A 22,371-nucleotide genomic window follows, 5' to 3' on the forward strand; every position below is an offset into this window, starting at 1 on the left:
GTGAAATAAAAGTAGGCCATTAAAAACACAAGAAACGCTTTTAAGCGCTTTGAAGGCGACGAGGGAGATTGCTATTGACTACAAAGAAGGGGAGAAGTGCTGGTAATAATGTGGTGCCCGGAGCCGGACTTGAACCGGCACGGAGTTACCTCCGAGAGATTTTAAGTCTCTTGCGTCTACCAATTTCGCCATCCGGGCAGTGTATCGCAGGAATATTGCTATTCATCGCCACACTTAAAATGGAGGCTGGAGTCGGAATCGAACCGGCGTACACGGAGTTGCAGTCCGCTGCATAACCACTCTGCCATCCAGCCTTACAAGTCGTTGGAGCGAGAAAGTAGATTCGATCGGACTGGCGTTCCAGCTCACGACCCTCTATTGCTTTATCACGCTATCCAAGCTGGAGCGGGAAAGGAGATTCGAACTCCCGACCCTCGCCTTGGCAAGGCGATGCTCTACCACTGAGCTATTCCCGCTCGACTCGAGGGCGAATTATACGCATCGCTACGAGCTTGTCAATTAATGAATTTGTCTGAAGGTTCAGTCGTGTAGAGAGATGGTCACATTGAACGGCTCAAGTGAGGCCAAGCCGCTTTAAGGTACTGCGCCATCGACCACAGCGTAAGAATGGCCGCAGCGTAAAGAACAACGACGCCAATTATCGCAAGCTCATGCCCGGGGGGGAATGCCAGGAGTATAAGCAAAGCAACCATCTGCAGCGTTGTTTTAAGCTTACCAATCCAGGAGACCGCCACCATGCCCCGCTTGCCCATCTCGGCCATCCACTCACGCAAGGCTGAAATAACGATTTCGCGGCCAATAATAACCAGTGCGGGCAATGTTAATACCAGTGTGTCAAAGCGCTCAATGAGAAGCGCCAGTGCAACGGCGACCATCAACTTGTCAGCCACAGGATCGAGAAACGCGCCAAACGGCGTTGATTGATTCCAGCGGCGAGCTAAGTAGCCATCTAGCCAGTCGGTGATGGATGCCAAGGCAAATAAGCCTGCAGCGACTGGCATGCTCCAGTTGAAAGGTAGGTAAAAAAGCACTACCAACAATGGAATGAAAACGATTCTTGCCAGAGTAAGTATGTTGGGTATGTTCATCGCAGGGCGCGATCCTTGCCGGAGAATCATGGAAGACGAAGTGTAGTGGGGGCCATTCTATCCCCCTTGGTGCTTGGCATCCATGTTAACAGCAGGTTTATCCATTTAGAGATTGGTAAATTGTCTCGGCGAGCGACGCATTAATACCAGGAACGCGTGACAACTCATCGCGGCTGGCCTTCTGAACGCCCTGCAAACCGCCGAAGAAACGTAATAGTTCGCGCCGCCTTTTAGGGCCTATGCCGGGAATGTCTTGCAGCGTTGAGGTGCGGCGCGCTTTGTCACGTTGGGCTCGGTGGCCCGCAATAGCAAAACGGTGAGATTCATCGCGAATATGCTGAATCAGATGTAATGCTGGTGAAGCGGGGTCAAGGGGTAAAGGGTTGTCAGTGCTTTCCAGGAAGAGTGTTTCCAGGCCTGCTTTGCGGGTGGAGCCTTTAGCAACGCCAAGCAAAATTATATCGGTAACGGCTAGTTCGGTTAACACGCCACGAGCCATGTTTAGCTGACCTTTGCCACCATCGACGATCAAAATATCAGGGGCCACTGCCTCGCCACTTTTTACCCGTTTAAGGCGCCGTGTTAGTGCTTGTTGCATGGCTGCATAGTCGTCGCCTGCGGCGACGCCTTCGATGCGGAAGTGGCGATAATCGCTTTTGCGAGGGCCCTGATGATCAAATACCACGCAGGAAGCAACGGTTGCTTCTCCATGGCTGTGGCTAATGTCAAAACACTCCAGGCGTTCGGGCATTTTCTCCATCGAGAGTGCTTTTTGAAGTGCTTCAAAGCGCTGTGTAAGCTGGGTTTTGTTAGCCAGCTGCGAAGCAAGCTGTTGCTCGGCGTTAGTCATGGCTAGGGGCTGCCACTGCGCGCGATGGCCTCGAACTTGGCTGGTGACGCGAACGCGTTTGCCCGCTTGCTGGGAAAGTGCTTCAGCAATCAGCGGGCTATCATCAAGTGCATGGCTGGTAATCACTTCGCTTGGCACGTTGTGAGGCTGGCCGAAATAGTATTGGCTAACGACCTCTGTCAGCAGCATATCAGGCGGCAGGTCCAGGTCGTTTTTAGGCGTGTGATGGCGAGCGCCCAGTAAGCGGCCGTCGCGAACGCTAAGTATTGATACACCTAGCGCACCAGGGCGCTGGGCCAGCGCAAAAACGTCGGCATCACCGCTTTCATTATCGACAAACTGGCGTTGCTGTAGCTGACGTAGTTGCTGTATTTGGTCACGTAGCCTTGCCGCTTCTTCAAAGTTCAAAGCGCGGCTGGCCGTTTCCATCTCCTCGCTAAGAAGCTGGGTGACATGCTCGCTTTTGCCTTCAAGGCACATCACTGCATGCTCAACATCGCGGCGATAATCCGCTTCTGAAATGTAGTCGACGCAAGGCGCGCTACAGCGCTGAATTTGGTATTGCAGGCACGGGCGAGAGCGGTGGGCAAATACACTATCTTCACAGTTACGTATGCGAAAGATTTTCTGCATCAGCGCTAGGCTTTCTTTCACCGCCCCGCTACTTGGGTAAGGGCCTAAATAACGGCCATCTCCTCTACGCTGTCGCGCACGCTTGTATTCAAGCGCAGGGTAAGCGTGTCGATCGGTCACAAATACGAAAGGGTAGGACTTGTCGTCTCTTAACAGAATGTTATATGGCGGGCGCAGTTCTTTTATGAGCGTCTGCTCTAGCAGCAGTGCTTCAGTTTCGCTACGGGTGACGGTAATTTGGATATCAGCAATCCGCGCCACCATCGCCTGGGTTTTGGTATTAAGCTGACCACGGAAATAACTGGAAAGTCGAGCTTTCAGGCGCTTGGCTTTCCCGACATATAAGGTGTTGCTGTGCTCGTCGAGCATCCTATAAACACCCGGCGAGGTACTGACAGAGCTTAAAAATTGCTTGGCATCAAAAGTCATGGCTGGGTATCGGCGCTTCTAGGCAACAGAAGCTGCGATGGTAGGTCTATCCCAGCATGGCGTCAAAGCCCTCGACTAAACCGTGGCGCAGTGCCAAGTGGGTAAGCTCCACATCGGTAGCAACCTCTAGTTTGTCAAATAGCCGATAGCGGTAAGCGTTAACCGTTTTTGGGCTGATGTGTAAACGGTCTGAGATTACTTGGACGCGCTCGCAGTTAACAATCATAAGAGCGATTTGTAGTTCGCGGCGTGACAGGCGACTAAAAGGGTTATCTTCGTCAGAAAAGCGGGAAAGTGCCAATCGTTGAGCGATCTCTTTACTGACATAGCGCCTTCCGTGAAAGACTTGACGAATAGCATCGGTCATTTCCGTTGTGTCGGCCCCTTTGCTAAGAAAGCCAATCGCACCCGCTTCCAGCATGAGTCGTAACGCACTATCTTCCATGTGGGCGGTTAATATGAGTACTTTGACGTCTTCCATTGTTCTATGAATACGGCGAGTAGCTTCAAGCCCTCCGATGCCGGGCATGCGAATATCCATCACGACAATGTCAGGCTTTAAGCGACGGCATTGAGTCACGGCGCTTTCGCCATCGTCGACCTCGCCTACGACTTTTATATCGCACTCTTGGTTTAGCAGGTGAGCAATACTGGTTCTCACCAGGTGATGATCATCGGCGATTAAAACTTTGATCAAGGTGCTGGCTCCTGCATGGAATCATCGTAGTGGTGGGGGAAAGCCGCGTTGCATGACATAGAGTGCCACAGCTCTAACCAAAGGAGAATTTAGTTGATAGTTGTTCATCATTAGCTTGACGCTAAGCAAATTACTAGCGTAGTATCTTGGCGCTGCTCTAAGAGTGATTTAAAAGAGCTGTGTAAAAAACGTGGGGCCTTAGCTCAGCTGGGAGAGCGCAACACTGGCAGTGTTGAGGTCAGCGGTTCGATCCCGCTAGGCTCCACCATTTTACAGAAGAATCCAAAAAAACGCCCCGTTACTAAGTAGCGGGGCGTTTTTTATACTAATAACTTATCAATTGAAAGCCTGTGCTATCAGGTGCTACTCGTCGTCGGCGATTTTACCAAGCAGTAAAAACTCGATTAGCGCCTTTTGTGCATGTAGGCGGTTCCCCGCTTCTTGCCATACGACGGCACGGGGGTCGTCGAGCAGGGAGTGGCTAATCTCTTCGCCGCGGTGGGCGGGCAAGCAGTGCAGGAAAAGCACATCAGGTTGTGCGCTATCAAGCATCGCTTCGGTCACCTGGAAGTCTGCAAAATCTGCTTCGCGCTTAGCCTGTTCTTCTTCCTGCCCCATGGATGCCCATACATCCGTAGTGATCAAGTCGGCGCCTTTAGCCGCCTCGTGAGGGTCGTGAAGCAACGTTACGCAGTCCCCAGCGGCTTCCATAATGTCAGCACGAGGCTCATATCCTTTCGGGCAGCAAACGCGCAGTTGGAAACCAAACTGGCGAGCGGCGTTAATCCAGGAGTGGCACATATTATTGCCATCCCCAACCCAAACGGCAGTACGTCCTTTCACGCTGCCGCGCAGCTCGGTCCAGGTCATCACATCAGCCAGCAGTTGGCAGGGGTGATAGTCGTCACTTAAGGCGTTAATGACGGGCACGCTGCTAGCGCTGGCGTAGGTTTCCAAACCTGCGTGTGAAAAGGTGCGGATCATCACTGCATCGACCATTTCGGACAGCACGCGGGCAGTGTCTTCAATCGGTTCGCCGCGTCCTAACTGAGTGTCGCGGGGGGGGAGAAAAAGCGCGTGACCGCCGAACTGTGCCATGCCGGTTTCAAATGATACCCGTGTGCGGGTGGATGATTTCTCAAAAATCATCGCTAGCGTGCGATTAGGCAGCGGCGTGTAAACAGGGCCGTTAGCCTTGAGCTCGGTTTTGATCTTAATGGCACGCTGAATCAGGTACGCCAGCTCATCTGGGGTTAAATCCAGCAAGGTTAAGAAATGGCGTGTCGCCATGATGATATCTCTCCGCGCAAAAACACTATCCTAGCGATGCCGCGGGGGATGCGCAACGCGCTCGGCATGCGTAGAATGACGTCCCACACGATAAGGCCGAGTAGTTTGCTCAAGTATTAGCTTGCACAGCAACAAAAGGTAATCTTCGGCTGAAGGGTTAAAGCGAGTTAACGAATTGCGTAAACTGGCTAGATAACATCACTTGTTTTAGGAGCACATCATGAGCACGACTGCCGAAAATATTCAGCGCCAAATTAGTGAAAACCCCATTCTTATCTACATGAAAGGTACACCTCAGTTGCCGCAGTGTGGTTTTTCTGCACAAACGGTGCAGGCGCTGATGGGCTGCGGTGAGCGTTTTGCCTTTGTTAACGTGCTGGATAATCCAGATATCCGCGCTGAACTGCCGAAAATTGCTAACTGGCCCACCTTTCCGCAGCTTTGGGTGGAAGGCGAACTGGTGGGTGGCTGCGACATCGTGATCGAGATGCATCAGAGCGGTGAACTTGAGAAGCTGATTAAAGAAGCTGCCCAACGTGCCGGAGCTGCTGAGAGTGGCGATAACGCATAACGTTTAATGCCCTATACCGCTTGGTCTAGTGGGCTGCTGGTCTTGGGCCAAGCGGTTGGCGGGCTGCAGCGCAGCCGCTAGAATGGTGTCTTTTCGCATCGACAGTTAGCCCGCCAAAGGAAGTAGTGCTCAATGAGCTATCAGGTTCTGGCCCGCAAATGGCGGCCGCGTACATTCCACGAGCTCGTGGGCCAGGCCCATGTTCAGCGCGCCTTGGTCAATGCCCTCGACCAAGGCCGTTTACACCATGCCTACCTATTTACGGGTACCCGAGGCGTGGGCAAGACCACGCTTGCGCGTATCCTTGCCAAATGCCTTAACTGCACCGCAAATGGCCGTGGTGATGAAGGTATCACCTCGACGCCTTGCGGTCAGTGCGACAGCTGTCGCGCGATTGACGAAGGGCGTTTCGTTGACTTGATCGAGGTTGATGCCGCTTCGCGTACCAAGGTTGAAGATACCCGTGAGCTGCTCGATAACGTGCAGTACGCGCCTACGCAAGGGCGCTATAAGGTGTACCTGATTGACGAGGTGCACATGTTGTCGACCAGTAGTTTTAATGCGCTGCTTAAAACGTTGGAAGAGCCGCCGCCCCACGTGAAATTTCTGTTGGCCACCACAGATCCGCAGAAATTGCCTGCCACCGTACTATCCCGCTGTCTGCAATTCACGCTTAAGCATATGCCCCCTGAGCGGGTGGTAGAGCACCTAACCTATGTACTGGGTGAGGAAGGTGTTGCGTATGATGAGAGCGCTTTGTGGCTGTTAGGTAAGGCCGCGGAAGGTTCTATGCGTGATGCGATGAGCCTGACCGATCAAGCCATTGCCTTTGGCCAAGGTGCGATTCGCCATGCAGATGTCGCTGCCATGCTCGGTACCTTGGACCATCGCCACGTGTTGGCGCTGGTAGAAGCATTGGCTGATGTGGACGTTCAACGGCTGCTAGCCGAGGTTGCCCAGCTATCGGAGCAGGGGCCTGATTTTGCAGCAGTACTGGACGAGTTAAGCGCGGTTTTGCATCGCTTGGCGGTGGCGCAGATGGTGCCTGATGCTGTGGATAACAGCCACGGTGATCGAGCGCTTATTCAACAGTTAGCGAGCCGTTTTACTGCTGAGGATATTCAGCTTTATTATCAGATTGGTATCCAGGGGCGTGGTGATATGGTGCACGCTCCTGATCTGCGCAGTGCGCTGGAAATGACGTTGCTGCGTATGCTGGCGTTTCGCCCCCAGGGAGTGCCAAAGCCTCCTGCCACACCGCTTCCACTGCGCCGCGAATCTCCCAGTAACGCTGCATCTCAAGAAGCGGTGCCTCATGAGCCTAACTCTCATGAACCTGTCTCTCATGAACCTGTCTCTCATGAATCAATTTCTCAGGTATCTGCATCTGATAATAGCAGCGTGTCTGAATCAGCCTCTGCTCATGAGCCAACGACAAAAAAGCCTGAGCCTGCACTGCCGAGCAATCAGGTAGAAGCGCCTGACTCAGCCGCAGTGCAGGCGAGTGTTGAGCCAGTCACGAATGAGGCATCCAGCGCGCTAGATGCCTCATTAGAACAGCAAGCACCGCCGTGGTCGCTTGATGAGGTGGAGAGTGCGGCTATGCTCTCGCCAGAGCCAGAGCCAGAGCCAGAGCCAGAGCCAGAGCCAGAGCCAGAGCCAGAGCCAGAGCCAGAGCCAGAGCCAGAGCCAGAGCCAGAGCCAGAGCCAGAGCCAGAGCCAGAGCCAGAGCCAGTTTCCGCTGATGTGCCTGTTAATGTTGCCAGCCGCCAGGGTGCTTCTGGCGATCGTCTGGATCATGCTGGGTGGCTGGCATGCTTCAGTGCCCTTGGGTTAGGCGGCCTTACCCGCAATTTGGCAGCGCACTGTCAGCTTGAAAGTGATGATGGCCACACGGTGGTGCTGCGTCTTGACCCTGGCCAATCCGCTATGCAGGCCGATGTTCACAATGGCCGTATTGAGCGTGCGCTAAGTAGTTATGGGCTGCCTCGGCGTATTGAGTTTACGGTAGCTGACTTAGCGTCTGATATTGAAACGCCTCGCCAGCAGGAAGAGCGTCAGCAGCAAGAGCGTCACTCGTTGGCTGTTGATCTATTACACCGCGACCCCAATATACAGAAGCTGCAGCAGGCATTTGGGGCTACTCTCATTGAGTCAACCGTTAAACCCACGTCTGACAAACGTTCTTAGTCGTTGATGATTGACTCGCGATGCTTATATTTTTGATCCTTCAGGAGATAACCGCATGTTTAAAGGTGGAATGGGCAACATAATGAAGCAAGCCCAAGAAATGCAGGAGAAGATGCAGCAGGTTCAAGAAGAAGCTGCGAAAGCGGAAGTACATGGCGAAGCGGGTGCCGGTATGGTGAAAATCACCATGAATGGTCGCCATGATGTCACCAATGTCACCATTGACCCCAGTGTTCTCGAAGAAGACAAAGAGCTTTTGGAAGATCTGCTCGCTGCTGCCGTGAATGACGCTGTTCGCAAAGTGGAAGCAAACTCTAAAGCGAAGATGGAAGAAGCGACGGCAGGCTTAAACTTGCCGCCCGGCTTTAAGATGCCGTTCTAATCCATGCGCTTTTCCCCGCTTGTTGAGCAACTAATGGACGCCTTCCGCGTGCTGCCAGGCGTTGGGCCAAAAACGGCCCAACGCATGGCCATGCATTTGTTGGAACGTGAGCGCCCAGGCGGGCAGCGGTTGGCAGCGGTGATTCAGCAGGCCATCGAAGAAGTCGGTTATTGCCAGCGCTGCCGTACGTTGACCGAAGCGGATGTTTGCGCGTTGTGCGAAAGTACTCGCCGTGATGATTCGCTCCTGTGTGTTGTTGAGTCGCCTGCTGATCAGCTTGCTATTGAAGAGGCCGGTGGCTTTCAGGGGCGTTATTTTGTATTGCATGGTCATCTTTCTCCGCTGGATGGCATTGGCCCCGATGCTATTGGCCTGGATCTTCTGGAAAGCCGCATTGCGGAAGGCAATATACGTGAAGTGGTGCTTGCCACTAATCCCACCGTGGAAGGCGAAGCGACTGCGCACTTCATTGCCGCCCAACTTGCTCACTACGGTGTCTCTTTTTCTCGACTCGCCTATGGTGTGCCCATGGGAGGAGAGCTTGAGTATGTAGACGGTGGTACGCTAAGTCGCGCCTTTAATGGTCGCCAGCCTTTCGCCAGCGATTGACTCTTATAAAAACGCAAGCGCTTTTGCGATTGTGCCAACCCGGAAGTTTGCTTTGTCCTCTTTAGCCCCCTCGATGTATCAATGGATTGATAGTGCCGACGCCTTAGATGCTGCTTGCGAGCAAGTCGCCGGTGCCCGTGTGATTGCCCTAGACACTGAATTTTTCCGTGAAAACACGTTTTTTCCAGTACCTGCGCTTATTCAGTTCACGACCGGTGACATGGCGTATTTAGTTGATCCGTTGAGCACACCTTGCACTGCTTCTTTTCGTGATTTGTTGCAAAATAGTGCCATCAAACTACTTCATGCCTGCAGCGAAGACCTCGAGGTTTTCCAGCATTGGGCCGGCGTATTGCCAACGCCGCTTATAGATACACAAGTGGCGCAGGCTTTCTTGGGTGAAACACCGGGCATGGGCTATCAAAAACTGGTAGAGCACTGGATGGGGGAAACGCTGCCTAAAGAGGAGACGCGCTCCAACTGGTTAGAGCGCCCCTTAACGCTCTCCCAATGTGAATATGCGGCGTTAGATGTTATCTATTTGCTGAAAGTTTGGGGTTTTCAAGCGGAAAAGCTTGAGCAACTGGGGCGGCGTGAATGGCTTAACGATGAGTGCCCCAGCCTTATCGAGCAGGCAGGCCGCAGTGTCGAGAGCGACGGCCAATGGTATACACGCCAGCGGCAGTTGTGGCGCCTTAACCCCCGTCAACTTGAAGCCTACCGTTTAATGACTATTTGGCGTGAAGGCGAAACCCGCCACCGGGATTTGCCGCGTAATTGGTTGGTCAGCGATAAGTTACTGTTCGCGGTGGCAGAAAAAATGCCTAAAAATCGTTATGAGCTAGCAGAGATTGAAGGGGTCAAGCCGCCGCTGGTTAAAAAAGAAGGCGACACGTTGCTGGCGCTGGTGAAGCAGGCTCAGCATTGCCCCGAAGATGATCTGCCTGAGCGCTGGCCAGACCCGATGCACCCAGCGTTTAAGCGGCGTTTTAAAGCACTGAAAAAAGTAGTGACTGAGAAGGCGGCTGAGCTGCAAATAGCGCCCGAGATGTTACTACGGCGTCGAGATATTGAGGCGCTTGTGATGCAGCGGCTCGCTAACCAGCCATTAACCACTCCTGGCGGTTGGCGCCATACTTACTTAGCTCAAGAAATTCATCAGGCGCTTGAGGAGTTATCGTAATGAGCGAGAAACTGCTTTGTGAGATTTTAAAAAGCTCACGCAAAGACGAGATGTATCTCTACATAGATAAGCAGAAAGGGTTGTCATCCGTGCCCGACGCATTGATGGACACTTTCGGTAAACCAGTGCCGGTGCTGACAATGATATTGACCGCCGATAAAAAGCTGGCTCGGGTGAATGCAACGGATGTGATGGCTGCCATCCAAGAGCAAGGCTTTTACCTGCAAATGCCGCCTGCGAAAGAAGCCTATTTGCTGGATGTTCATCGTGCGCAGGCGGCTAACCGCGAATGAACGTTTTGCCATGAACGCTTTGCGATGAATTTTCTTGCCCATGCTTGGCTTGCCCATCCTGGCAGTGATGAGTTTCTCTATGGAAATCTGATTGCTGACGGTGTGAAGGGGCAAGACTTAACGGCTTGGTCGCCAGATGTTGCTAGTGGCATACGTCATCATCGCCGTGTGGACGCCTGGATTGATCGGCACCCTAACGTTTTAGAGGCAAAGCGGCGCGCGCCAAGCGCCCAACGGCGTTATGTCGGTATCGCGTTAGATATTGTGTGGGATCATTTTCTTGCTCGTCAACAGGCGGGAGAGCAGCAGCACCAGTTAATCGAACGCTGCTACCAGTTGTTACAGGCTTGGCCTGCGCCGCAGCGGCTGTCTACGATGATGCCGCTGATGGTTAAGCATGACTGGTTGCACCGTTACGCTGACTTTGACTTTACCTGTCGTGCAGTAGCTGGCGTTGGTCAGCGGCTATCAGGGCCTAATCGCTTGGCAGAGTTAGTGCCTTGGCTTTACGAAGACTATCCATGCTTAGCAGCCGACTTCACCGTGCTATGGCAGGAGTGTCGTGACACGCTAACTAGCAGCGGTGGTACTGTGGGTGGTGGGCGTTAGCCCGAAATGTTGCAAGTAGAGGGAATCAATGATGGTAACCGCCATGCGTGAGCGCTTTTGGGAAAAATACTCACTGGAGGAACTAACACTTCAAGAGTGGGAGGCGCTATGCGACGGCTGCGGCCAATGTTGCTTGTTGAAGCTCCACGACGATGAAACGCAAGAATTGGCGGTTCTTAACGTTGCCTGCCGGTTGCTTGATATCCACAGTTGCCAGTGCAGTGACTATGAAAATCGCTTTGATAGCGTACCTGACTGTACCCAACTAACGCCTGAGTTAGTCAAAGAGTTTACTTGGCTGCCACACACATGTGGCTATCGGCGTGTTGCCGAAGGACGCAAGCTAGCAGGGTGGCATCCGCTGCTGAGTAACGATGCTGAGCGCGTTCACCGGAAGGGCGTAAGCGTGAGAAATTTTGCGGTTTCTCAGGACGATGTGCCTGAACGCTTACTGGAAGAGCATATTATTGCTGTATTACCGATGTCCTAAATCTGACAGTAGCCCTCCCTGGCGCGCTTAATAACCGCTGGCTAATGGTAATAACGTTAGCTGGCGGTTTTGCTTTTTGTGCTATCCCAAATGGTTAAAAACGCTTCTTTAAGCTGAGAGGGTTGGGGCTTTGCTTTAGTTTCACGCGTGGTCGATTGATGGGGTGCCGCTGTTGCTTTTAGCGGCGTATCCCAAATCGTTGGAAACTGTTCCTGATAGCTCATGGTTTGCTCCTAGGTTTGCGGGTTAGACGTTTGTCTATAAAACTTATGGTTAGTATGGCGTAAAAATCACTTTATGGAAAGCATTTCCATAAAGTGATTTTTATACAAAAAAGCAGCGTCTGGACGCTGCTTTTTTGTTATCTAGGAGCCTTCTGCTGTTTCTTGAAGTAGCGCTATTGAGGTTAGTCTGTCGCGTCCAAGGGGGCTAATCCCAATGCCCACAGGATAAACGCGTCTTGGCGAGCAGTGTCTCGCCAGGCTTTGAACCTACCTGAGGCACCGCCGTGTCCGCTACTCATGTCGGTATGAAGCAGCACAGGAGCATTGCCCTGCTGTGCCTGGGTAACGCGAGCATAGAACTTGGCAGGTTCCCAGTAACTGACGCGAGTATCAAACCAGCTGCCCTCTATCCATAGCGCTGGATAGCGCTGGGAACCTATGTTGTCGATAGGTGAGTAGCCACCGATACGCTCGGCGACGTCTGGGTCTTCAGGATTGCCCCACTCGCTATATTCGGCGGTGGTAAGTGGTAACTCTGGGTTCTGCATGGTGCGGAGCACATCCAGAAATGGCACATCTAATACCGCTGCGCAAAACGCCTCAGGTTCGCGATTGATGCAGGTGCCAACCAACAAGCCACCTGCACTGGCTCCATAAGCCACAATCCGTTCTGGTTGGCTAAACCCTTTGTCTACTAACGCCTCGCGGGCGGCTAAGAAATCGTTAAAGCTGTTCTCTTTATGAGTCATTTTGCCATTTAGATACCACGGCTCACCGCGTTCGCCGCCACCCCGTACGTGGGCGACCGCAAAGGCTGCGCCGCGTTCCAGTAGCTCAAGCCGAGCAATCGAGAACCAAGGGTCAAGCGCTTCGCCGTAGGCTCCGTAGCCATATAGCAGCGTGGGTAGTGGTTGGCCTATCAGATCGGCGCGCATGACGATGGATACCGGCACACGTTCGCCGTCAGCGCTGGTTGCCCATATGCGCTGGCTAACTAGCTGGTCAGGCAGCAGTTGGCCGTAAACGGGCACTTGCTTGAGCAACGTGCGTTCACCGCTATCAAGATTTAGCGCATACCAACTGGGAGGACGGGTGAACGACTCTTCGCGTAGATGCACCGTATTGGCATCGAAGTGCGGCGAATCTTCCAGCAACTGTGAGCAGGGTGTTTCAGGCAGTTCGATATGTTTATCGAATGTGAGGTTGTGGTCTTTATCTAGCACTAAGCGGCGTAACATAACCTGGGCTTCATGATGGCTTCGCTCGGCAATGATTAGTCCCCAGTCAAACGCATCAACCCCTTCTAAGGTAGTGTCCTCACGGTGAGCTATCAGCGCCTGCCACTCTGGAGCAGAGTTACTGTGTTGAGCCTCGCTTGTGAAGTCGAGCTGAAAATGCGGGCCTGCGAAATTTTGTAAGCGATAAAACATACCAGGGCGATGATCAATGCTCGCTTCAACACCTGCCTGGCGGGCATGCAGGCACATCGGTGAAGCGTGGGGCTGATCTGCGGGCACGGCATGAATTTCTGTTGTATCTTTCGAACCGCTTTCAATCAAAAGCCACGCTTTCGAGCGTGTTTTGCCAATCCCAATCCAGAACTCCGGATCGTTCTCACGCATTACTAAGGTTGGTTCAGCAAGGCGCTCTGGCGTTGAAAACGGTATCCACATCCGCCAGATAGAGTCAGGGCGCTGGGTATCATCAAAGCGTGTAAATAGCAGCGTTGCACCGTTGGTTGTTTCATCCTCCGCCCAGCATACGCTAGCGCCAATATCGCTTAGTAGTTGCTGCGGTTTTCCGTCGGGTAACGCCTTTAACCACAGTGTGAAGCGTTCGTCGCCCTGGGTGTCTTCCGTCCAGGCGAGCCATTGTTCATTGGGGGAAAGTGCCATGTCGCCCATGTCATAAAACGGCTGATCGGCGGCGCGGTCACGTACGTCTAGAAAGCACTCGTGAGCATCAGGCTGGCCGTTAGGGTGACGCCACCAGCAGGAGTAATCATCTTCGGCGGCGGTGTTACTCCAGAACGTAAAGTGGTCAAGCGCTGTCTTAAGGCTGGTCACCGCCAGCTCACGGCGCGCTAAGTGGCCTTGATAAAGTGTTTCGGAAAGTGGTCGTAAGGGGGCAAACCATTCATCGTGCTGTTGGTTAGCGGCTTCTAAAAAAAACCTTACATCAGGCGCTTCACGCTCTTCTAGCCAGTGCCATTCTGGAGAATTAGCGCGATAATAATGTGCGACAGGCGAGCCTTCGTGCATACCAGGCTGTGCTTTCATAAATTGATAGGTACCATGACGGGAAATCAACGTCGGGTGTCTCCACCCACATGAGGGTTATTATGCTGTTTGAAGACTCAATGTCACTGCTGTGGTTAAGTTATTACGCTCTTTCGCTGATAGTGCTGGTCGCTGTCTACTTTGCGCTGGCATGTTTGCCTCGTCTACCGCGTTTGATAATTAGCTGGTGCGTGGCGGGGGCCATGTGGATGCCTGCAGGCTATCGTTTGCCGTTGATAGAGGAAGGAGAGTTCTATTCAGGGTGGGCACCGGCTGCCATGGTATCTGCGGTTGCTTTTCTAGAGCATAGCACTAGTGCACTACGTGGCGGCTTGCTGTGGTTAATTTTAGGCGTTGCCTTAGGTGCGTGTGTTGGCGTTGCTCTGTGGTGGTGGCGCCGGCCGCAACCTTTTGACGATGTTTCTCAACGTCAGCCTGAGGAAGAAGACCCTCAGCCAACTCGCCGCCGAGAACCAGTGATTAACTAATGCGTGTACAAGGCGCGATGATGGAGCTAGCCGATGTGTGAGTTACTAGGCATGAGCGCCAATGTACCTACCGATATTTGTTTCAGTTTTTCCGGCTTTTTACACCGCGGTGGGGGAACTGGGCCTCATCGCGATGGGTGGGGCATCGCGTTTTACGAGGAGGGCGGTTATCGTGAATTTCGTGACCCCCATCCCTCGGTTGACTCCCCAATTGCCCGCCTAATCTGTGACTATCCTATTAAGTCCAACGTAGTGATTAGCCATATTCGCCAAGCGAATGTAGGCGGTGTGCGGCTGGCAAATACGCATCCGTTTACTCGTGAAATGTGGGGGCGTCCCTGGTGCTACGCCCACAATGGCCAGCTGAGCGATTGGCAACAGCTGCCATTAGGTGTGTATACCCCGGTCGGTAATACAGACAGTGAACACGCTTTTTGCTGGCTAATGGGCGAGCTGCGTCGTTGCTTTCCCACACCGCCCGCGTCTCCTGAATTATTGTGGGAGCGGTTACACGGGCTATGCGAAGAGTTGCGCGGACTAGGCGTTTTTAACCTACTGTTATCTGATGGCGTTTACTTATACAGCTACTGCTCGACCAAACTGGCTCATATTACTCGCCGCGCACCCTTTGGTGAGGCAGAGCTATCTGACGCAGAGTTGACGGTTAATTTTATTGAACATACAACGCCTAACGATATTGTCTCTGTGATTGCTACCGAACCACTTACCCAAAATGAAGCGTGGCAGCGAATGGTCCCAGGCGAATTATTGGTATGGCGCGAGGGAGAAATCAACGCGAGTTACGGTCATAGCAAATAGGATGACGACACAGCGTGAGCGACAGTAGCAGGGCTATGCCTTAAGCTAAAGTTGAAACGCCAGTTTCAATCGATCGTTTTACAGCGTGCTGCCTGTCGTATATGGTTGGCTCTTTTAGGCTTGCTACTTAGTCACGCAACAATAACAAGGTCGGTCAAATATCGACACGGATAGCGGAGATTGCCCATGAGCGAACACGCCAATGCCCACGTACTACGTGGCCCAGCGCTTGAAGGCTTGGATCAGTACAACTCAGTCACGGATGTCTTTCATTCAGCGGTTAAACGTTTTGCCAGCAAACCTGCATTTAGCTGCATGGGCAAAACCCTAACATTTGCCGACCTTGATCGTCTGTCTGCCAATTTTGCAGCCTGGTTGCAGCATGAAACTGACTTGGTTCCCGGTGACCGAATCGCCATTCAGTTGCCTAACGTGCTGCAGTTTCCTGTTGCGGTGTTTGGTGCACTAAGGGCTGGCTTAGTCGTCGTCAATACCAACCCGCTATACACCGAGCGGGAGATGGCGCACCAGTTTAAGGACTCCAATGCCAAAGCCATTGTTATTTTGGCCAATATGGCTGACAAACTTGAGAAAGTGTTGGATAAAACGGATATCCAACACGTCTTGGTTACCCAGCTTGCTGACCTACACGATGTGCCAAAGCGTTGGCTAATTAACGCCGTTGTTAAGCACGTTAAAAAGATGGTGCCTGCCTACTCGTTACCAAACGCTGTTGGCTTCCGCGATGCACTGAAAAAAGGTGCGTCGTTAAATCATACCGAGGTGCAACGCACCATGGATGATGTGGCTGGACTGCAATACACGGGTGGCACCACAGGTATGCCTAAAGGCGCGATGCTGACTCACCAGAACCTAGTGGCCAATATGCTCCAGGCGCGTGCCGCTATCGGTGAGCATTTGACTGATGGCGAAGAGTTAGTAGTCGCGCCATTGCCGGTCTATCACATCTATACGTTTACCGTTAACTGTTTGTTCCTAATGGAAACAGGCAACCACTCGCTACTGATTACCAATCCTCGCGACTTACCTAGCTTTGTCAAAGAGCTTAAAGGCTTGCCGTTTACCGGGTTTATTGGTCTGAATACGCTGTTTAACGCGCTGTGTAACCGAGATGACTTTAAGCAACTCGATTTTTCGAAGCTGAAGCTGACTATTTCGGGCGGTATGGCGCTAACCAAAGCGGCTGCTAAACGTTGGGGAGAAACGACAGGTTGCCCGATTGCAGAGGGCTACGGGCTGACGGAAACATCACCCATTGTTAGCTTTAACCCCACTAACGCTATACAGCTTGGCACCATTGGTAAACCGGTGGCAGGTACCGCTGTGAAAGTGATAGATGCAGACGGTAATGATGTTGCGATGGGGGAGCCTGGTGAACTTTGCGTGCAAGGGCCTCAGGTGATGAAGGGGTACTGGCAGCGGGAAGATGAAACACGCAATTCCATTGATGAAAATGGCTGGTTCCACACGGGTGACATCGCCATATTGCAGGACGATGGCTACATCAAAATCGTTGATCGAAAAAAAGATATGATTTTAGTATCTGGCTTTAATGTCTATCCAAATGAAATAGAAGATGTGGTGGCAGCGCATCCAGATGTGTTGGAGTCGGCGGCTGTTGGCGTGCCGGATGAAGATGCTGGTGAAGCGATCAAGCTATTCGTTGTTTCCAAAAACAGCGAGTTAGATGCTGAGACGCTGCGCAAGTGGTGCAAAAAAGAGCTAACCGGCTATAAGGTTCCGAAGTACGTAGAGTTCCGTGATGAGCTTCCCAAAACCAACGTTGGCAAGGTGCTACGCCGGCAGCTCCGCGATCAGGAAACAAGCAACGCTTAAGCGCTTGATGAACTCGCTATCAGGCGGCTGTTAGGCGTCCTGTTAGCGAAGGCGTTACAATAGTCGGCCCACTCATGCAGTGGGCCGATTTTATTCTGAGATGGAACCCGAGCCTAACGTGACCACCGACACGCAAACTTCCCAAGCTGACGCCCAGAACGCTTATCCACTCACCGTATTAGATGAGGAGATAAGCCACGTCATGCTGCGTGATGCACAGCAGTTAGCGCGTCGCGTGGCAGGCCTTAAGCGGCGCCAACGAGACAGTAAGCCGATTGACCACGGTGTCCAGCAGGTTCAACGCGACCTTGAAAAAGCTAAGCGGCTGCTTGCTAACCGCGAAGCACTGAAAGTGGCGCTGGATTATCCTGCCGAGTTGCCCGTAGTGGAGCGGCGTGAGGATATTTTAAAGGCTATCCGCGACCATCAGGTAGTGGTCGTGGCGGGTGAGACAGGGTCGGGTAAAACCACCCAGCTGCCCAAGATTTGTCTAGAGCTTGGCCGTGGGCGCAAAGGGATGATTGGGCATACCCAGCCACGTCGATTGGCGGCGCGCAGCGTTGCCGGGCGGCTAGCGGAAGAGATGAGCGTACCGCTGGGTGAGCAGGTGGGTTATCAAGTACGTTTTAATGATCAAAGCTCCCCGAATACGCTCGTAAAGCTGATGACTGACGGTATTTTGCTGGCAGAAACGCAGCACGACCCATTGCTGCTGCGTTATGACACGCTAATTATCGATGAAGCTCATGAGCGCAGCCTTAATATTGATTTTTTGCTGGGCTATCTAAAGCGCTTGCTGCCAAAGCGTCCTGATCTAAAAGTCATTATTACCTCAGCCACCATCGATGTGAACCGCTTCGCTGCCCACTTTGGTAGTGCTAAGACGCCCGCGCCGGTGGTGGAAGTGTCTGGCCGCACGTTTCCTGTCGATGTTCATTACCGCCCGCTGGCGCGTAGCGAAGAGGATGAAGATGACCGTACTTTGCAAGAAGGTATTTTGCATGCAGTGCGCGAAATCGAAACCATCGAGCGTGAAAAGGGCTGGTTGCATGGCCCGCGAGACGTATTGGTGTTTTTACCGGGTGAGCGGGAAATTCGTGAGGCAGCCGATACCCTGCGACGGGCTGACTTAACTGGCACGGAAATATTGCCGCTCTATGCTCGACTTTCCAACGAAGAGCAAAATCGCGTTTTCGCTTCCCATCGAGGGCGGCGAATTGTGTTGGCCACTAACGTTGCTGAGACCTCGCTCACAGTGCCGGGGATTCGCTACGTGATAGACCCAGGCTTGGTGCGCATCAGCCGCTACAGCTATCGTGCGAAAATCCAGCGGCTACCGATTGAGCCGATTAGCCAGGCCAGCGCCAATCAGCGTAAAGGTCGCTGTGGACGTGTGGCGGAAGGCGTATGCATTCGTCTTTATGATGAAGAAGACTTCCTGTCGCGGCCAGCGTTTACCGACCCAGAAATTCAGCGCACAAATTTAGCGTCGGTCATTCTTTCCATGCTGGCGCTGAAGCTTGGCAGTATAGAAGCATTTCCCTTTGTTGACCCACCCGACAGCCGGTTCGTAAAAGATGGCTTTCGTTTGCTGTTCGAACTGGGTGCGGTGGACGATCAGCAGCGCCTAAGCCCGTTGGGCCGTAAGCTAGCCAAGCTACCTATCGACCCACGCCTAGCGCGCATGGTACTGGCAGGTGCCGAACGGGGCAGCCTGCGGGATGTGTTGATTGTGGTATCAGCCTTGGCGATACAAGACCCTAGAGATCGACCTGCGGACAAACGCCAAGCGGCGGATCAAGCGCATCAGCGCTGGCATGATCCCGATTCTGATTTTGTTGCGTTGTTAAACTTGTGGCACGGCATTGAAAATGCCCGCGAGGCACTCTCCGGCAATCAGCTGCGCCGCTGGTGTCGCGAGCACTATATTAACTATCTGCGCATGCGCGAATGGCATGACACGTTCCGTCAATTACGTCAGCTGCTGCGCGATATGGACATCGACGTGCCTGCACCGCCGCTCAGAGATGAAGATGAAAGCGAAGAGCAAGCCAAGCAAGCGCGTCGCAAAACATCTGGAAAGCTGCACCAAGCATTGTTATCTGGGCTGCTTTCAAACCTTGGAACACTGCTGGAAAACCGTGAATACCTGGGCGCGCGTAACCGTAAGTTTATGATTCACCCAGGCTCAGGGCTGGCGAAAAAAACGCCGAAGTGGGTAATGGCGTTTGAGCTAATTGAAACGACGAAATTATTTGCCCGCACAGTGGCGAAAATTGACCCCCAGTGGATTGAGCCTCAAGCGCAGCATTTGATAAAAAGCAGCTACAGCGAGCCTCACTGGGAAATGAAGCGTGCCCAGGTGGTCGCTTTTGAGCAAGTAACGCTGTTTGGACTGCCTATTGTAGCCCGCCGCCGAGTGCATTACGGTCCGATTGCGCCTCAAGAGTCCCGGGAGCTGTTTATTCGCCGTGCGCTAGTGGAAGGCGAATTTCAGACTAAGGGTGAGTTTTTTGCCCATAACCGAGCGCTGATTGAAGAAGTCGAGGCACTCGAAGATCGTGCGCGTCGGCGTGATATTCTGGTCGATGAAGAGACACTATTTGCTTTTTATGACGAACGAATTCCTCACGATATTGTTAATGGCAAAGGATTTGAACATTGGCGTAAGCAGGTCGAGCGTGAGTTTCCCAGCCTACTAAAATTCGATATCGACGCGCTTAAAGCGAGGGATGCCAACGACGTTACTCAGGCGCAGTATCCTGACCACCTAGTGTTGGCAGGGGTTGCCTATCCGGTTAGCTATCACTTTGATCCTGATGCTGAAGACGATGGCGTTACGCTGACTGTGCCTGCTGCTATGCTGCCTCAGTTGCCTGTGCATGCCCTTGAGTGGTTAGTACCAGGCTTGCTGCGCGAAAAGTGCATTGCGCTACTTAAATCACTGCCGAAAAGCATTCGTCGGCAGGTGGTGCCTATCCCTGATTGGGTCGATGCGGCGCTGGAAACCTTGGTGCCTGACCAACGCCCGCTGACCGAAGCCTTGGCTGAGTTTATTCGAAGGCGTACGGGCACTCGGGTGCACCCTGACGACTGGCGGCTAGACCTGCTAGCGCCTCATTTAATCATGAACGTGCGGGTTGTGGATCACGCTGGCAAAATGCTGGGCCAGGGGCGCGACTTGCGAGCCCTGGAAAGGCGCTTTGAAGAAGCCGCCAGTAGGGGAGCCCAGGCGTTAGCAGAGCAGGTTAATCAGGCCCCGGCGCTTGAAGGTCTGCCCAGTGAGCCGCTTCCGGAATCTCGGGTGACTACCCAGGCGGGTATCCGCGTCGAGGCTTACCCGGCACTGGTGGCAGAAGACGCGCGCTTCAAAGTGGCACTTTTCGACCATCCTGCAAAGGCGGCGGCGGCTCACCAAATGGGCGTGGCCCGTTTGGCAATTTCACAACAGCCGGATCAGGTGAAAGCTATTAAGCGTTTGCCAGGCGTGGAAAAATGCGCGCTGTTGTTTGCGAAGGTAGGCAACAAAAATGAGTTGGTTGATGATCTTCTGCTAGCGGTGTTTACTCAGGTAGTGGCTCAGCATCCGCTACCACGCTCGGAGAAAGCCCTTAAAGAACGCTTGCAAGTATCTGAAGCAAAGTTGTTAGCGCATGCGCAAACACTGTTGTCCGATGTTGAAGCGGCGCTGAAAGGGCATCTAGCAGTGACTAAGATTTTAAAAGGGAAGCTCAACTTTGCGTTGGCGCTTGTTTACAGTGATGTCAGCGCGCAGATGCAGCGCTTGGTTTACCCTGGTTTCATTCGCGATGCAGGCGAGTGGTTAACGGAGTATCCTCGCTATACAGAGGCTGCGTTGATCAGGCTTGAAAAAGCAGCGCGAGAGAGAGGGCGCGACCAAATGCTCATGCACGATGTCCAAGCATTAGAAACGCGTTTCGACGCGCGCCGCAAAAGCGAACGCAGAGGCGACGCGGAAGACCCAGAGTTAGTGGCATTTGGTTGGTGGATTCAGGAGCTCAGAGTGTCTCTGTTTGCTCAGCAGTTGGGTACAAAAATGCCTGTATCTGTGAAGCGCCTTGAAAAGCGTTGGGAAGAGATTATTAGCGTTTAACGCTTGCCGTAATACGATAATAGGCTCGCGCTTTAAGCCAATGCACCAAGATGACAACATCGATTGACAGCCAGCGACTCTCAGTAAGCCGCTAAAAGGAGAAAGGCATGACACATGTGGTGATTACCGGTACAGGACTCTATACGCCGGAACACGCCATTGATAACGCGTCGCTGGTAACAGCATTTAACGCGTGGGTAGACAGCCAAAATGCTCAGTATGCTGATGCAATCGCACGTGGTGAACGAGAGCCGTTGTCACACTCCAGTAGCGAGTTTATTGAAAAAGCATCCGGTATTAAAAGTCGTTACGTGCTGGATGCCTCGGGAATTCTTGACCCAGCGCGCATGCGGCCTAAACTGCCTCAGCGTAGCAATGACGAGCCGTCTATTCAGTGTGGCATGGCTACCCAGGCGGCGCGCCAAGCATTGGCGGCAGCCAACGTCGATGCCGCAGATATCGAGCTTGTCATCGTGGCGTGTTCAAACCTAGAGCGTGCCTATCCAGCAGTGGCTGTCGAAGTTCAGCAAGCGTTAGGTACCAGCGGTTACGGTTTCGATATGAATGTAGCCTGTAGCTCAGCCACGTTTGCACTTGAAACAGCGGCCAATGCGATTGCATCCGGTAGCGTGAAGCGGGCACTCATCGTAAATCCGGAAATCTGCTCGGCGCATCTCAACTTTACAGATCGCGATAGCCACTTTATTTTTGGCGATGCTTGTACAGCCATGGTATTGGAAAGCAGTGATTGTGCTGTGGCAGATGAGCAATATGAAATATTAGGGACGCGTCTAGTGACGAAGTTCTCTAATGCGATTCGTAACAACGCAGGCTTCTTGAATCGCGTCACCGACAGTGACCCACTGGCGTTGGATAAGTTATTTGTACAAGAAGGGCGACGGGTTTTCCGAGAAGTATGCCCCATGGTGGCTCAACTGATTTCGAGTCATTTGGCCTCTTTAGAACTCTCTGGAAGTGATTTGAAACGCATGTGGCTGCATCAGGCTAATCAGCATATGAATGACCTGATCGCGCGGAAAGTACTAGGTGTTGAGCCCAGCGAAGCGCAAGCGCCAATTATTCTTGATCGCTATGCTAATACCAGCTCAGCGGGATCGATTATTGCCTTTCACCTGCATCGTGAACAGTTAGAAAGTGGCGATATTGGTGTGATTTGTTCGTTCGGCGCAGGTTACAGCGCCGGTAGTGTTGTTGTACGTCGTCAATAACAGTGCTTTCTGTTCATTGTCTTTAG

General features: G+C 52.7%; 19 protein-coding genes and 4 tRNA genes. 14 read left to right on the forward strand and 9 right to left on the reverse strand.

All coding sequences use genetic code 11. The annotated features are described in order from the left end of the window. Positions 1–111: 111 nt before the first annotated feature. The 6 genes from REH51_RS15345 to uvrY all read right to left on the reverse strand — a co-directional run bounded on the left by REH51_RS15345 (position 112) and on the right by uvrY (position 3,718). Positions 112–198 (reverse strand) — tRNA-Leu (locus REH51_RS15345). Between the two features lie 42 nt (positions 199–240). Continuing rightward, positions 241–314: transfer RNA gene (locus REH51_RS15350), tRNA-Cys, on the reverse strand. Positions 315–401: 87 nt separating this feature from the next. Continuing rightward, positions 402–476: transfer RNA gene (locus REH51_RS15355), tRNA-Gly, on the reverse strand. Between the two features lie 84 nt (positions 477–560). Continuing rightward, entirely contained in the window at positions 561–1,109 is a 549-nt protein-coding gene (gene pgsA, locus REH51_RS15360) for a CDP-diacylglycerol--glycerol-3-phosphate 3-phosphatidyltransferase (protein WP_009722719.1), read from the reverse strand. Between the two features lie 97 nt (positions 1,110–1,206). After that, positions 1,207–3,021 carry an excinuclease ABC subunit UvrC gene (gene uvrC, locus REH51_RS15365; protein WP_498936235.1) on the reverse strand — a complete coding sequence of 605 codons (1,815 nt, stop codon included), beginning with the start codon at positions 3,019–3,021 and terminating at the stop codon, positions 1,207–1,209. 46 nt (positions 3,022–3,067) lie between these two features. Next, positions 3,068–3,718: a UvrY/SirA/GacA family response regulator transcription factor gene (uvrY, locus tag REH51_RS15370; RefSeq protein ID WP_009722721.1), complete on the reverse strand. Its 651-nt coding sequence runs from the start codon at positions 3,716–3,718 to the stop codon at positions 3,068–3,070. Positions 3,719–3,910: 192 nt separating this feature from the next. On the opposite strand from uvrY, the gene REH51_RS15375 reads away from it, so the two are divergent. Then, a tRNA-Ala gene (locus REH51_RS15375) sits at positions 3,911–3,986 on the forward strand. A 95-nt stretch (positions 3,987–4,081) separates the two neighbouring features. Here the strand turns inward: REH51_RS15375 and argF are convergent. Next, a complete protein-coding gene (gene argF, locus REH51_RS15380; protein WP_498936237.1) occupies positions 4,082–5,008 on the reverse strand; it encodes an ornithine carbamoyltransferase in 927 nt (308 codons plus the stop codon). A 220-nt stretch (positions 5,009–5,228) separates the two neighbouring features. On the opposite strand from argF, the gene grxD reads away from it, so the two are divergent. The 8 genes from grxD to REH51_RS15420 all read left to right on the forward strand — a co-directional run bounded on the left by grxD (position 5,229) and on the right by REH51_RS15420 (position 11,335). After that, entirely contained in the window at positions 5,229–5,579 is a 351-nt protein-coding gene (gene grxD / locus REH51_RS15385) for a Grx4 family monothiol glutaredoxin (protein WP_009722723.1), read from the forward strand. 132 nt (positions 5,580–5,711) lie between these two features. After that, on the forward strand, positions 5,712–7,769 hold the full coding sequence (dnaX, locus tag REH51_RS15390; protein WP_498936239.1) for a DNA polymerase III subunit gamma/tau: 2,058 nt from the start codon (positions 5,712–5,714) through the stop codon (positions 7,767–7,769). A gap of 55 nt (positions 7,770–7,824) precedes the next feature. After that, positions 7,825–8,151 (forward strand): YbaB/EbfC family nucleoid-associated protein, encoded by a 327-nt coding sequence (locus tag REH51_RS15395; RefSeq protein WP_009722726.1) that lies wholly within the window; start codon positions 7,825–7,827, stop codon positions 8,149–8,151. Between the two features lie 3 nt (positions 8,152–8,154). Beyond that, positions 8,155–8,760, forward strand: coding sequence for a recombination mediator RecR (gene recR / locus REH51_RS15400; protein ID WP_009722727.1), 606 nt, complete (start codon positions 8,155–8,157; stop codon positions 8,758–8,760). Positions 8,761–8,833: 73 nt separating this feature from the next. Continuing rightward, positions 8,834–9,943 (forward strand): ribonuclease D, encoded by a 1,110-nt coding sequence (gene rnd, locus REH51_RS15405; RefSeq protein WP_498937759.1) that lies wholly within the window; start codon positions 8,834–8,836, stop codon positions 9,941–9,943. Beyond that, complete coding sequence (locus tag REH51_RS15410) at positions 9,943–10,236, forward strand: YcgL domain-containing protein (RefSeq protein ID WP_009722729.1); 294 nt, start codon at positions 9,943–9,945, stop codon at positions 10,234–10,236. The genes rnd and REH51_RS15410 overlap by 1 nt, the downstream gene beginning before the upstream one ends. Before the next feature lie 24 nt (positions 10,237–10,260). Continuing rightward, a complete protein-coding gene (locus REH51_RS15415; protein WP_009722730.1) occupies positions 10,261–10,845 on the forward strand; it encodes an acyl carrier protein phosphodiesterase in 585 nt (194 codons plus the stop codon). A 31-nt stretch (positions 10,846–10,876) separates the two neighbouring features. After that, complete coding sequence (locus tag REH51_RS15420) at positions 10,877–11,335, forward strand: YcgN family cysteine cluster protein (protein ID WP_009722731.1); 459 nt, start codon at positions 10,877–10,879, stop codon at positions 11,333–11,335. Between the two features lie 56 nt (positions 11,336–11,391). Here REH51_RS15420 and REH51_RS15425 read toward each other — a convergent pair whose 3' ends face one another. Both REH51_RS15425 and REH51_RS15430 read right to left on the reverse strand, forming a co-directional pair. Next, a complete protein-coding gene (locus REH51_RS15425; RefSeq protein WP_009722732.1) occupies positions 11,392–11,559 on the reverse strand; it encodes a hypothetical protein in 168 nt (55 codons plus the stop codon). A 182-nt stretch (positions 11,560–11,741) separates the two neighbouring features. After that, positions 11,742–13,838, reverse strand: coding sequence for a S9 family peptidase (locus REH51_RS15430; protein ID WP_498936241.1), 2,097 nt, complete (start codon positions 13,836–13,838; stop codon positions 11,742–11,744). A gap of 62 nt (positions 13,839–13,900) precedes the next feature. Here REH51_RS15430 and REH51_RS15435 point away from each other — a divergent pair, with 62 nt between their 5' ends. The 5 genes from REH51_RS15435 to REH51_RS15455 all read left to right on the forward strand — a co-directional run bounded on the left by REH51_RS15435 (position 13,901) and on the right by REH51_RS15455 (position 22,345). Further along, positions 13,901–14,326 carry a hypothetical protein gene (locus REH51_RS15435; RefSeq protein WP_009722734.1) on the forward strand — a complete coding sequence of 142 codons (426 nt, stop codon included), beginning with the start codon at positions 13,901–13,903 and terminating at the stop codon, positions 14,324–14,326. Positions 14,327–14,359: 33 nt separating this feature from the next. After that, positions 14,360–15,145, forward strand: a complete 786-nt coding sequence (locus tag REH51_RS15440; RefSeq protein ID WP_009722735.1) for a class II glutamine amidotransferase — start codon at positions 14,360–14,362, stop codon at positions 15,143–15,145. Positions 15,146–15,331: 186 nt separating this feature from the next. Continuing rightward, on the forward strand, positions 15,332–17,002 hold the full coding sequence (locus REH51_RS15445; protein ID WP_498936243.1) for an AMP-binding protein: 1,671 nt from the start codon (positions 15,332–15,334) through the stop codon (positions 17,000–17,002). Positions 17,003–17,102: 100 nt separating this feature from the next. Beyond that, positions 17,103–21,116 (forward strand): ATP-dependent RNA helicase HrpA, encoded by a 4,014-nt coding sequence (gene hrpA / locus REH51_RS15450; protein WP_498936245.1) that lies wholly within the window; start codon positions 17,103–17,105, stop codon positions 21,114–21,116. A 107-nt stretch (positions 21,117–21,223) separates the two neighbouring features. After that, complete coding sequence (locus REH51_RS15455; protein ID WP_009722738.1) at positions 21,224–22,345, forward strand: beta-ketoacyl-ACP synthase III; 1,122 nt, start codon at positions 21,224–21,226, stop codon at positions 22,343–22,345. The last annotated feature ends 26 nt before the right edge of the window (positions 22,346–22,371 follow it).

The organism is Halomonas bluephagenesis (assembly GCF_054790765.1).

Excerpts from the sequence above, each read along its gene's own strand:
- REH51_RS15395 (WP_009722726.1), top strand. The coding sequence starts at position 7,825 with ATGTTTAAAGGTGGAATGGGCAACATAATGAAGCAAGCCCAAGAAATG.
- grxD (WP_009722723.1), top strand. The coding sequence starts at position 5,229 with ATGAGCACGACTGCCGAAAATATTCAGCGCCAAATTAGTGAAAACCCC.
- REH51_RS15415 (WP_009722730.1), top strand. The coding sequence starts at position 10,261 with ATGAATTTTCTTGCCCATGCTTGGCTTGCCCATCCTGGCAGTGATGAG.
- argF (WP_498936237.1), bottom strand. The coding sequence starts at position 5,008 with ATGGCGACACGCCATTTCTTAACCTTGCTGGATTTAACCCCAGATGAG.
- REH51_RS15435 (WP_009722734.1), top strand. The coding sequence starts at position 13,901 with ATGCTGTTTGAAGACTCAATGTCACTGCTGTGGTTAAGTTATTACGCT.
- REH51_RS15440 (WP_009722735.1), top strand. The coding sequence starts at position 14,360 with ATGTGTGAGTTACTAGGCATGAGCGCCAATGTACCTACCGATATTTGT.
- uvrC (WP_498936235.1), bottom strand. The coding sequence starts at position 3,021 with ATGACTTTTGATGCCAAGCAATTTTTAAGCTCTGTCAGTACCTCGCCG.
- recR (WP_009722727.1), top strand. The coding sequence starts at position 8,155 with ATGCGCTTTTCCCCGCTTGTTGAGCAACTAATGGACGCCTTCCGCGTG.
- REH51_RS15445 (WP_498936243.1), top strand. The coding sequence starts at position 15,332 with ATGAGCGAACACGCCAATGCCCACGTACTACGTGGCCCAGCGCTTGAA.
- dnaX (WP_498936239.1), top strand. The coding sequence starts at position 5,712 with ATGAGCTATCAGGTTCTGGCCCGCAAATGGCGGCCGCGTACATTCCAC.
- REH51_RS15420 (WP_009722731.1), top strand. The coding sequence starts at position 10,877 with ATGGTAACCGCCATGCGTGAGCGCTTTTGGGAAAAATACTCACTGGAG.
- rnd (WP_498937759.1), top strand. The coding sequence starts at position 8,834 with ATGTATCAATGGATTGATAGTGCCGACGCCTTAGATGCTGCTTGCGAG.
- REH51_RS15455 (WP_009722738.1), top strand. The coding sequence starts at position 21,224 with ATGACACATGTGGTGATTACCGGTACAGGACTCTATACGCCGGAACAC.
- REH51_RS15430 (WP_498936241.1), bottom strand. The coding sequence starts at position 13,838 with ATGAAAGCACAGCCTGGTATGCACGAAGGCTCGCCTGTCGCACATTAT.
- REH51_RS15410 (WP_009722729.1), top strand. The coding sequence starts at position 9,943 with ATGAGCGAGAAACTGCTTTGTGAGATTTTAAAAAGCTCACGCAAAGAC.
- pgsA (WP_009722719.1), bottom strand. The coding sequence starts at position 1,109 with ATGAACATACCCAACATACTTACTCTGGCAAGAATCGTTTTCATTCCA.
- REH51_RS15425 (WP_009722732.1), bottom strand. The coding sequence starts at position 11,559 with ATGAGCTATCAGGAACAGTTTCCAACGATTTGGGATACGCCGCTAAAA.
- hrpA (WP_498936245.1), top strand. The coding sequence starts at position 17,103 with ATGGAACCCGAGCCTAACGTGACCACCGACACGCAAACTTCCCAAGCT.